Here is a 10576-nt window from a genome sequence, read left to right as displayed (position 1 = left end):
TTTCCCTGACCCCTATGACTACCTATAACCTCGTCGTCCAATCCCCCGGCCTCGCCATCGAACACGCGGAACAGCTTGCCGCGCTGGCCCAGGCCCAGGGCGTGGCGCGCATCAGCAACACCGCCGCGCGCCTGCTGGACGTCCAGCACGACGCCGGCACCCGCGCCGAGGTCACCGCCTGGGCCGACGCCCGGAGCGTGGACGCCGCCTTCGTCCCTGCCGGCCTTAAGCTGGCCGGCTGCAAGGTCCTTGCCATGGACATGGACTCCACTCTGATCAACATTGAATGCATCGACGAGATCGCGGGCGTGGTCGGCGTGAAAGACAAGGTGTCCGAGATCACCGAGGCCGCGATGCGCGGCGAGATCAAGGACTTCGCGGAAAGCCTGCGCCGCCGGGTTGCCCTGCTCAAGGGCGCTCCGGCCAGCGCGCTGGAACAGGTCTACCAGGAAAAGCTGCTGCTGAACCCCGGCGCCGAACGCCTGATCAGCACGGCTCAGTCCGCCGGGATCAAAGTCCTGCTGGTCTCCGGCGGGTTCACGTTCTTCACCGAGCGCCTGCGTGAGCGCCTGAACCTGGACAGCGCCCATGCCAATACGCTTGAAATCGAAAACGGCGTGCTGACCGGCCGCGTGTTGGGCGATATTCTGGACGCCGACGCCAAGGCGGCGCACCTGCGCGAGTTCGCGCGCATTCACGGCGCGGAAACCAACCAGATCATCGCCATGGGCGACGGCGCCAACGACCTGAAGATGCTGGCCGCCGCCGGCTTCCCGGTCGCGTATCATGCCAAACCGCTGGTGCGCCAGCAAACGCGGTACGCCCTGAACGTGTCGGGCCTGGACGGCGTGCTGAACTGGTTCGAAAGCTGATCGCCGCGTCAGCCGCGGCGCCAGGAAGTGAAAAAGCCACCTCGCGGTGGCTTTTTCGTTGCAGGCCGGTCAGGCCTGCGGCTCCAATTCCGGATCAGTACCGCATGCGCACGGAAAGCAGCGCCGCGCGGCCCGTACCCAGCGCGGCGTAGTGCGCCGCGTAGGCCTTGGTGTAGTACGTTTCGTCGAAGATATTCAGCACGTTCAACTGCGCCGAGATGTGTTCGTTGAATTCGTAGCCCGCCATGGCGTCGAAACGCCAGTAGGAAGGCACCCAGCGCGCCTTCGGCGTGCCGTCGGCGTTCTTGGTGGCGTCCGAATTGCCGTACACCTTATCCACGTAGTAGGCGCCGCCGCCGACCGTCAGCTTGGGCAGGACCTTGTACGTCGTCCACAGGCTGAAGGCGTTGCGCGGGGTGTTGGGCAGGTCCTGGCCCACGGCGCCGCTGTTGTAGGCGCCCTTGGTCATTTCGCTGTCCATGAACGTGTATCCGCCAAACACGTTCCACTTGGGCGTGATGGATCCCGAGAAACCCAGCTCGATACCCTGCACCTTGGCCTCGCCAACCTGCGCCACTTCCGTCGCGGACACGGCCACGCTGGTGTTCTTGCGAATGTCATGGAAGGCCGCCGCCGACAGCGTCAGGCGATTATCCAGGACGTCCCACTTCGTACCCAGCTCCACCGTGCGGCTCTTTTCCGGCTCCAGCGAAGACGTCGAGATCGACGTCGCATCGCTGATGGCGCCCGCGGCGATCGCCGACGGCGTCGACGACGTGCCGTACGTCGCGTAGATCGTGCCGTTGGGCAGCGGCTTGTAGGCAAGCCCGATCTGGTAGTTGAAAAGGTTGTCCTCGCGGCTCGTGCTGTAGAACGCCGGCGTGCTGGCGGGATCGCTGCGGCCCTTGGCGATGTTGCTGCCGCTGGTCCGATAGTTGTCCCAGCGCGCGCCCAGGCTGGCCTGCCACTGCTCATTGAACTTGATCGTGTCAAAGCCGTAGAGCGCGATGGTATCCGTGTTGTAGCGGGCCGGATTGTTGTTGCGGGTCAGCTTGCCCGTGTAGTCCACCCGCGGATCGGGATTCCAGAGCGACGCGCACAGCGCCGGATTCGACGGATCGGTCGCGCTCACCTTGCAATCCATCGGCCCCCGCGCGATGGTCTGGGTATAGCTGTCCTTGTCCTGCTTGATGTTGCTGTACTCGAAGCCCAGGTCGAACGAGTGCTTCAGGCTGCCCGTCTCGAACTCACCGGTCAGGTCCGTCTGATTCGCAAAGCTCTTGGTCACGTAGTAGCCGGACTTGAGCGCCCGGTAGACCAGCCCGTTCGGCACATTGCCCTTGCTGTCATCGGGATTCGTCGCCGCGAAGTCCGTCGTGCCACGGCCATAGCGCGTCACGTTGCGCAACTGCAGCTTGTCGGAAAAGTCGTGCTGGAAATCGACCGTCGCGACGTCGTCGCGCGTCTTCATGAAGTCGCGGCCGGTCAGGCCATAGAAAGACTTGCGGCTCACGCCCATCGTCTCCGTCACCGGCTGACCCGTCTTCGGGTCATACGGAATGGAGTAGTCCGGCATGCTGTCGTCTTGATAGTGGTAATAGCTGAGCGTAATGCGCGTCGGCGTGCCCACCCCCAACATGAGCGACGGCGCCACACCCCAGCGCTCGAAATCCACGGCGCTGTCGCGGCCCGGCACGTCGCCCTTGTTGCCCATCACGTTCAGGCGGAACGCCGCCTTGTCGGCCAGGCGCCAGTTGCTGTCGATCGTGGCGCGGTAGTTATTGTCCGTGCCGATCTGCGCGGTCGCTTCCGTGAAGTCCGTGGTCTTCGGCGCCTTGCTGACCATATTGATGCTGCCGCCCGCGCCGCCGCGGCCCGAATACACCGAGTCCGGCCCCTTGATGATCTCGACCTGTTCCAGGTTGAATGTGTCGCGAACCTGCGTGCTCGAATCGCGGATGCCGTCCAGGAAAATGCTGCCCGCCGAGTTCTGACCGCGGATAACCGGCAGGTCACCGCCCGGACGGCCGCCTTCGCCGGCGCCAAACGTGATGCCCGGCGAATTGCGCAGCACATCCTGCAGCGACGACGCCGCCTGGTCCTGGATCACCTGACGCGGCACCACCTGAATCGTCCGCGGCGTATCCAGCAACGGCGCCGTCATCTTCGGCGATTGCGCCGTGGAGGTCTGATACGAAGACCCCTCGCCTTCAACACGAACAGGCGACAACTGCGTCACGCCGCTATCGGCGGATTGCGCGGCTGCAAGGGGGCTGATGAACAACGCGGGCGCGGCAATGGCAGCGGCCAGCGAGGTAGTGAGCGTATTCAGCGAATACGAATCTTGGGGCTTCAAACCAGCTTCTCCAGAATGTGAATAGCAACGATTCTTGTTTTTTTCGGCGTTTGCGATTCTGAACTGGGCGGCTGAAAGAAACCTGAAAGACTTGATGCAGCTCATCCAAAAGATGAAAAAACAACAGTGCGCGCTGAACTTTCGAAGGAATTGAAGCCACGTAAATTGGTGTCGGATAGCACGATGTGGAAGCGCGCGGTTATCGCGCGTCGGCACTTGATCTCCAGGCCAGCCTACGATCAGCGGCCAGCCCTACGAAGAAGGAAGCGCCCGACGAAGCGCTCTGCCCGCCCCCGACCGGCCCCGGCGGAACCCAAGCCCAAGCGCCCCAGCGCCACTCAAAATCCTAGCCTTGGCGCCTACCCCGCAATCCCCCAAAATCGCCCCAAAAGCCGTTCATCCCGGTCCTCGCACTAGATCACCCGCCCATAAAAAAACGCCCCACACGGGGCGTATATAGGCACTGGCGAGCCATCAGGCACGCAAGCGAGGATGCCGCTTGAAGAGATACCGGTAAACGAACCCCGGATAAGCCAGCACCAGAAACAGGCTGAGCGTGATCGCGTAGAACTCCCACGTCTGCGCAAAACGATTGCCCAGCGCCGACTCAAACGCAAATCCCAGCGCACCGACAATCGCGTAAAACACCAGCACTTCCACCAGCCGCAACCAGAACGGTTTTGGGGCCGCCGCTCCGCCCTGCTTCCAGGGCAGCACCGCGAACACCCGCTCGGTCAGAAAGGGAAGATTCGCGCTGACAAGCGCCAGCGCGATCAACAGCCATACCGCCAACGTCTGGTTCATGGCTGCTATCCGTCCCTTAGAGCGTCAGCGACGAACGGATCGCCTGCACGCACAGCGCCATCAGGCCGCCCGGCAACAGGCCCAGCACCAGGATCAGGGCGCCGTTGATCGACAGCACGCCGCGTTGGCCGGCAGTGGCCGCCATCGGCGCCGCATCGGCCGCGGGCTCGTCGAAGTACACGACCTTCACGACACGCAGGTAGTAGAACGCGCCGATCAGCGAGAACAGCACGGCCACCACGGCCAGCGTGATGTGCCCAGCGCTGACCAGCGCCTGCAGCACAGCCAGCTTCGCGTAGAAGCCAACCAGCGGCGGCAGCCCGGCCAACGAGAACATCAGCAGCAGAACGATGGCGGCATGCCACGGGCTGCGACGGTTCAGGCCCTTCAGGTCGTCGATATGCTCGCACTCGAAGCCCTGACGCGACAGCAGCAGCACGATGCCGAAGCTGGCCAGCGTCGTCAGCACGTACGTGAGCATGTAGAACAGCGACGCGCCGTACGCGGCGGACGACAGTTCCGGCTTGCCTGCCACCGAACCCGACATCAGGCCCAGCAGCACGAAGCCCATGTGCGAGATCGTCGAGTAAGCCAGCATGCGCTTGAAGTTGGTCTGCGCGATGGCGGTCAGGTTGCCGATGGCCAGCGACAGCACTGCGAGGATCATCAGCATCGGCTGCCAGTCAGCGGCCAGGCCGTGCAGGCCGTCAACCAGCAAACGCAGCGTGATCGCAAAGGCAGCCAGCTTGGGCGCGCCGCCCAGGATCAGCGTGACCGCGGTCGGCGAACCCTGGTAGACGTCCGGCACCCACATGTGGAACGGCACCGCACCCAGCTTGAACGCAAGGCCAGACACCAGGAACACGATGCCGAACACCAGCGCCATCTTCTCGGCCTTGCCGGCCGCGATGACCTTGGACACTTCGCTCAGGTCCAGATGGCCCGTCGCGCCGTAGATCATGGACATGCCGTACAGCAGGAAACCCGAGGCCAGCGCGCCCAGCACGAAGTACTTCATGGCGGCTTCGGTGGCCACGACGTCGTCGCGGCGCAGCGCGATCAGCGCGTACAGCGCCAGCGACATCAGTTCCAGGCCGAGGTAGATCGAGATCAGGTTCCCGGAGGAGATCATGACCATCTGGCCCAGCAGCGCAAAGAGCGTCAGCACGTAGAGCTCGCCGCCCTTGACCATGTCGCGCACCTGCGCATAGACACGGCCGTAGATCAGCGTGACCGCAACCGCGATGTAGGAAGCGATCTTCAGCAGATGCGACAGCTCGTCCGTGACGTACAGGCCGTTGAACGTCGAGCCTGCGACGCCATTCTTCCATTGCACGGCCGACACGACGGTCAACACGCCCAAGGCAAGCATGGTCAGCAGGAACGTCGGCTTGCGCTCGGGGTGATTGCTGACCGCGTCGATGAGCAGGATAGCCAGGCCGAAAATCAGCAGAAGGATTTCCGGTGTCGCCAGGGCGAAATCGATTTGGGATTGCATCATTGTCTTGTCTTACAGTTTCGAGACGGCAACGTGTTGCAGCAGGGCCTCGACCGACACGTGCATCACGTCGGTAAAGGGCTTGGGATAGATCCCCATGTACAACACGGCGATCGCCATCACGCCAAGAATCAGGAATTCGCGACGATTGATATCGGTCAGCTCACGCACGTGGTCATTGGCGACATCGCCCAGGACGACGCGCTTGACCATCCACAGCGAATACGCCGCGCCCAGGATCAGGGCGGTTGCCGCCAACAAGCCGATCCAGAAGTTGTGCTCGACCGCGCCCATGATCACCATGAATTCGCCGACGAAACCGCTGGTGGCCGGCAGGCCGCTGTTGGCCATCGAGAACAGGATGAAGAACGTGGCGAAGCGCGGCATCACGTTGACGACGCCGCCGTAGTCGGCGATGCGGCGCGAATGCATGCGGTCGTAGAGCACCCCGATACACATGAACATGGCGCCCGACACGAAACCGTGGGAGATCATCTGCACGATGGCGCCTTCGACGCCAGCCGTGTTGAAGATGAAGAAGCCCAGCGTGACGAAGCCCATGTGGGCCACCGACGAATAGGCCACCAGCTTCTTCATGTCGTCCTGCACGATCGCGACCAGACCGATGTAGATCACGGCGATCAGCGACAGCGTGATCATCAGGCCGGCAAGGCTGTGCGAAGCGTCAGGAGCGATCGGCAGCGAGAAGCGCAGGAAACCGTACGCGCCCAGCTTCAGCATGATGGCCGCCAGGACGATGGAGCCGCCGGTAGGCGCTTCCACGTGAGCGTCCGGCAACCACGTGTGGACCGGCCACATCGGCACCTTGACCGCAAAAGCGGCAAGCAGCGCCACGAAGATGAGGATCTGCGGGGTGTAGCCCAGCTTGGTCTGCTGCCAAGTCAGGATGTCGAACGAACCACCCGACGCATTCCACAGGTAGACGAACGCGATCAGCGTCAGCAGCGAACCCATCAGGGTGTACAGGAAGAACTTGAACGCCGCATACACGCGGTTCGCGCCGCCCCAGACGCCGATGATGATGTACATCGGGATCAGCGTGGCTTCGAAGAACACGTAGAACAGCATGCCGTCCAGGGCGCAGAACACGCCGACCATCAGACCCGAGAGGATCAGGAAGGCGGCCATGTATTGCGACACGCGGCTGGTGATGACTTCCCAGCCGGCCAGCACCACGATGATGGTGATGAAAGCCGTCAGGAGCACGAACCACAGCGAGATGCCGTCGACGCCCAGGTGGTAATTGACGTTGAAGGCCTCGATCCAGGAGGTCTTCTCCACGAACTGCATGGCGGCCGTGGAGGAGTCGAAGTTCGTGTAGAGCGGAATCGTGACCAGGAAACCGGCGATCGAGCCGACGAGCGACAGGCCGCGCGTCAGGCCGGGACGGTCGTCACGGCCCACCGCCAGCACCAGCAGGCCGAATACGATCGGGACAAAGATCGCAAGCGTGAGCCAGGGAAAAGTGTTGGATGCCATCTCGCTTGCCATCATTGGGGAATCAGCACAAAGAAAGTCACCAGCGCCATGACGCCGATGATCATTGCGAACGCGTAGTGATAGATGAAGCCGGACTGCAGGTGGCGGCTGATGGCAGCCACCCAGCCCACCACGCGGGCGCTACCGTTGATCAGGAAGCCGTCGATGATGCCGCGGTCGCCGGTCTGCCACAGGCCGCGGCCCAGGCAGCGCAAGCCGCGCGCGATGACCTGCTCGTTGAACCAGTCGACGTAGTACTTGTTCTCGAGGATCTTGTTCACGCCCGACAGGTTGGCCTTGATGGCGGCCGGCACCTTCGGGTTGATCAGGTAGCAATACCAGGAGATGACGAAACCAGCGACAACCAGCCAGAACGGCAGGGTCTGGAAGGCGTGCAGGCCATAGGCGACCCAGCCGTGCCATTCCTCGCTGAGCGCGTGCATGGCGGGATGCTGCAGCGGCAGAACCTTGATGGAGCCTTCGAAGAACTTGCCGAAGACCATCGGGTCCACCGCCCAGGCGCCGATCAGCACCGACGGAATCGCCAGCAGCACCAGCGGCAGCGTGACCACCCAGGGCGACTCGTGCGGCTTGCCGCCGTGATGGCCGTGGCCATGGTCGTCATGTCCGTGGTCATCGTGGCCGTGCGCGTCATGGCCGTGGCCGTGGTCGCTCGTGTCGAAGCGTTCCTTGCCGTGGAAGACCAGGAAGTACACGCGGAACGAGTACAGCGACGTCACGAACACGCCGATCAACACGGCATAGTAGGCAAAGCTGGCGCCCCACACGTTGGCGTGGCCCGCGGCTTCGATGATGTTTTCCTTCGAGTAGAAACCCGAGAAGAACGGCGTGCCGACCAGAGCCAGCGTGCCCAGCAGGAACGTGATCCAGGTGATGGGCATGTACTTGCGCAGGCCGCCCATGTTGCGGATGTCCTGGTCGTGGTGCATGCCGATGATGACCGAGCCGGCGCCCAGGAACAGCAGCGCCTTGAAGAACGCGTGCGTCATCAGGTGGAAGATCGCGACCGAGTAGGCCGACGCGCCCAGCGCCACGGTCATGTAGCCCAGCTGCGACAGCGTGGAATACGCGACGACGCGCTTGATGTCGTTCTGGATGATGCCCAGGATGCCCAGGAACAGCGCGCCGATGGCGCCAATCACGATGATGAACGACAGCGCCGTATCCGACAGCTCGAACAGCGGCGAGAAGCGCGCAACCATGAAGATGCCGGCCGTCACCATGGTGGCGGCGTGGATCAGCGCGGAGATCGGGGTCGGGCCTTCCATCGAGTCAGGCAGCCAGGCGTGCAGCGGAACCTGGGCCGATTTGCCCATGGCGCCGATGAAGAGGCAGATGCAGGCGACGGTCAGCAGCATCCAGTCCGAACCCGGCAGCGTCATCGCGGCCAGCTTGTCAGCCTGCGCGAAGACTTCACCGTAGTGCATGGTGCCGGCGTAGGCGAACAGCAGGCCGATGCCCAGGACGAAACCGAAGTCGCCGACGCGGTTGATGAGGAACGCCTTCATGTTGGCGAAGATCGCCGTGGGACGGGTGTACCAGAAACCGATCAGCAGGTACGACACCAGACCCACCGCTTCCCAGCCGAAGAACAGCTGCACCATGTTGTTCGACATCACCAGCATCAGCATGGAGAACGTGAACAGCGAGATGTACGAGAAGAAGCGCTGGTAGCCGGGATCGTCAGCCATGTAGCCGATGGTGTAGATGTGCACCATGAGCGACACGGAGGTCACGACGACCATCATCATGGCCGAGAGCGGATCGATCAGGAAGCCGATTTCCAGCTTGGTCTGGCCGATGAGGCTCCAGGTGTAGACGGCGCCGTCGAAGCGCAGGCCGTTCAGCACGTCGCCCAGCACCACCACCGAACCGATGGCGGAGACAAGCACGCCAAGGATGGTGATGACATGCGAGGCGCGGCGGCCGATGGGCCGGCCGAGGAAGCCGGTGCCAAAGAGGCCCGCGAGAATTGCTCCGGCCAGCGGCGCCAGCGCGATGAGCAGGTAGAGATTGGGTGAGCTAGACATTTTCTTCCAATACCCCGTCAGCCCTTCAGGCGATCGAGTTCGTCAACGTTGATCGTGTTCAGGTTGCGGAACAGCAGCACCAGGATGGCCAGGCCGATCGCCGCTTCGGCGGCTGCGACGGTCAGGATGAAGAACACGAACACCTGTCCGGCGGTGTCGCCGAACCAGCTGGAGAACGCCACGAAGTTCATGTTGACGGCCAGGAGCACGAGCTCGATGGACATCAGGAGAATGATCAGGTTGCGGCGGTTCAGGAAGATTCCGAAGATCCCGATGGCGAACAGAATCGCGCCAAGGATCAGATAGTGGGCCAGCGTCAGCGTCATTCTTTTTCTCCTTGGGGCGCGGCAACGCCGTTCGAAGCGTCACGCTTGGCTTGGGCGCGCTCGCTCTGGGCGGGCATGCTCACCATGCGGAAGCGGTCCTTCGAACGCACGCGGACAGCGGCGACCGGGTCGTTGTACTTCACGTCGCGGCGGCGGCGCAGGGTCAGCGCGATCGCGGCGACCATGCCGACCAGCAGCAGCGCGGCGCCCACTTCAACGGCGTAGACGTACTGCGTGTACATCGCCTCGCCCAGCGCGCGGGCATTGTTGTAGTCGCTGGCGACCGGCGCCTGCGGACCCGAGCCGTACCAGATGGAACCCAGCACGAAGGACACTTCCAGCACCAGCACCAGGCCGATCACCAGGCCCAGCGGCAGGTAGGTTTTCATGCCCTGCCGCAGGGTGTCCATGCGGATGTCGAGCATCATCACGACGAAGAGGAACAGCACCATCACGGCGCCCACGTACACCAGCACCAGCAGCAGCGCGAGGAACTCGGCGCCCAGCAGCATCCACAGCATGGCCGCGTTGGCGAAGGCCAGGATCAGGTGCAGGACTGCAGTGACCGCGCTGCGCGCGGTGATCACGCGGAACGCCGCGATCACCAGCACGGCGGCCAGTATGTAGAAAAGGACAGTGGTAAAAGTCATGGATCGGACCCTGGGCTCAGCGGTAAGGCGCGTCTTCGGCCCGGCGGCGGGCGATGTCGGCTTCGTAGCGGTCGCCCACGGCGAGCAGCATGTCTTTGGTGAAATACAGGTCGCCGCGCTTTTCGCCGTGGTATTCGTGGATGTGCGTTTCCACGATGGAGTCCACGGGGCAGCTTTCCTCACAGAAGCCGCAGAAAATGCACTTGGTCAGGTCGATGTCGTAGCGCGTCGTGCGGCGGGTGCCGTCGTCGCGCTGGTCCGACTCGATCGTGATCGCCAGCGCCGGGCACACGGCTTCGCAAAGCTTGCACGCGATGCAGCGCTCTTCCCCGTTGGGGTAGCGGCGCAGCGCGTGCAGGCCGCGGAAACGCGGCGACGCAGGGGTCTTTTCCTGGGGGTAGCGCAAGGTGACCTTGCGTTTGAAGAAATACTTGCCCGTCAGGCGCATGCCCTTGAGCAATTCGGTCAGCATCAGACTGCCGAAGAAATCCTTGATCGCTTCCATATCCTGCCTCTGCT

Annotated in this window: 9 protein-coding genes; 1 reads left to right on the top strand and 8 read right to left on the bottom strand. The window is 63.0% G+C overall.

What is annotated here, in order from left to right:
* Window positions 1–14 precede the first annotated feature (14 nt).
* Window positions 15–872 carry a phosphoserine phosphatase SerB gene (gene serB / locus RT614_RS11420; RefSeq protein WP_313622230.1) on the top strand — a complete coding sequence of 286 codons (858 nt, stop codon included), beginning with the start codon at window positions 15–17 and terminating at the stop codon, window positions 870–872.
* Window positions 873–966: 94 nt separating this feature from the next.
* Here serB and RT614_RS11415 read toward each other — a convergent pair whose 3' ends face one another.
* From RT614_RS11415 to nuoI, 8 genes are all read right to left on the bottom strand, one after another.
* Entirely contained in the window at window positions 967–3228 is a 2262-nt protein-coding gene (locus RT614_RS11415; RefSeq protein WP_313622229.1) for a TonB-dependent siderophore receptor, read from the bottom strand.
* Window positions 3229–3702: 474 nt separating this feature from the next.
* Window positions 3703–4032 (bottom strand): DUF2818 family protein, encoded by a 330-nt coding sequence (locus RT614_RS11410; protein WP_313622228.1) that lies wholly within the window; start codon window positions 4030–4032, stop codon window positions 3703–3705.
* 16 nt (window positions 4033–4048) lie between these two features.
* A complete protein-coding gene (gene nuoN / locus RT614_RS11405) occupies window positions 4049–5533 on the bottom strand; it encodes an NADH-quinone oxidoreductase subunit NuoN (protein WP_313622227.1) in 1485 nt (494 codons plus the stop codon).
* A gap of 9 nt (window positions 5534–5542) precedes the next feature.
* Complete coding sequence (locus RT614_RS11400) at window positions 5543–7045, bottom strand: NADH-quinone oxidoreductase subunit M (RefSeq protein WP_313622226.1); 1503 nt, start codon at window positions 7043–7045, stop codon at window positions 5543–5545.
* Entirely contained in the window at window positions 7042–9081 is a 2040-nt protein-coding gene (nuoL, locus tag RT614_RS11395; RefSeq protein WP_313622225.1) for an NADH-quinone oxidoreductase subunit L, read from the bottom strand. The genes RT614_RS11400 and nuoL overlap by 4 nt, the downstream gene beginning before the upstream one ends.
* Before the next feature lie 17 nt (window positions 9082–9098).
* Complete coding sequence (nuoK, locus tag RT614_RS11390; RefSeq protein ID WP_006217969.1) at window positions 9099–9407, bottom strand: NADH-quinone oxidoreductase subunit NuoK; 309 nt, start codon at window positions 9405–9407, stop codon at window positions 9099–9101.
* Window positions 9404–10057: an NADH-quinone oxidoreductase subunit J gene (locus RT614_RS11385; protein ID WP_313622224.1), complete on the bottom strand. Its 654-nt coding sequence runs from the start codon at window positions 10055–10057 to the stop codon at window positions 9404–9406. The genes nuoK and RT614_RS11385 overlap by 4 nt, the downstream gene beginning before the upstream one ends.
* Window positions 10058–10073: 16 nt before the next feature.
* Window positions 10074–10562, bottom strand: a complete 489-nt coding sequence (nuoI, locus tag RT614_RS11380) for an NADH-quinone oxidoreductase subunit NuoI (protein ID WP_008161196.1) — start codon at window positions 10560–10562, stop codon at window positions 10074–10076.
* Window positions 10563–10576: the final 14 nt, after the last annotated feature.

The organism is Achromobacter sp., from assembly GCF_032102605.1.
Taxonomy (GTDB): domain Bacteria; phylum Pseudomonadota; class Gammaproteobacteria; order Burkholderiales; family Burkholderiaceae_B; genus Achromobacter.
The sequence above is the reverse complement of the archived record's forward strand: the minus strand, read 5'-3'. Positions and strand labels throughout refer to the sequence as shown.

Coding starts and splice junctions, on each gene's coding strand:
- serB (WP_313622230.1), top strand. CDS start 15: ATGACTACCTATAACCTCGTCGTCCAATCCCCCGGCCTCGCCATCGAA.
- RT614_RS11410 (WP_313622228.1), bottom strand. CDS start 4,032: ATGAACCAGACGTTGGCGGTATGGCTGTTGATCGCGCTGGCGCTTGTC.
- nuoN (WP_313622227.1), bottom strand. CDS start 5,533: ATGATGCAATCCCAAATCGATTTCGCCCTGGCGACACCGGAAATCCTT.
- RT614_RS11400 (WP_313622226.1), bottom strand. CDS start 7,045: ATGATGGCAAGCGAGATGGCATCCAACACTTTTCCCTGGCTCACGCTT.
- nuoL (WP_313622225.1), bottom strand. CDS start 9,081: ATGTCTAGCTCACCCAATCTCTACCTGCTCATCGCGCTGGCGCCGCTG.
- nuoK (WP_006217969.1), bottom strand. CDS start 9,407: ATGACGCTGACGCTGGCCCACTATCTGATCCTTGGCGCGATTCTGTTC.
- RT614_RS11385 (WP_313622224.1), bottom strand. CDS start 10,057: ATGACTTTTACCACTGTCCTTTTCTACATACTGGCCGCCGTGCTGGTG.
- nuoI (WP_008161196.1), bottom strand. CDS start 10,562: ATGGAAGCGATCAAGGATTTCTTCGGCAGTCTGATGCTGACCGAATTG.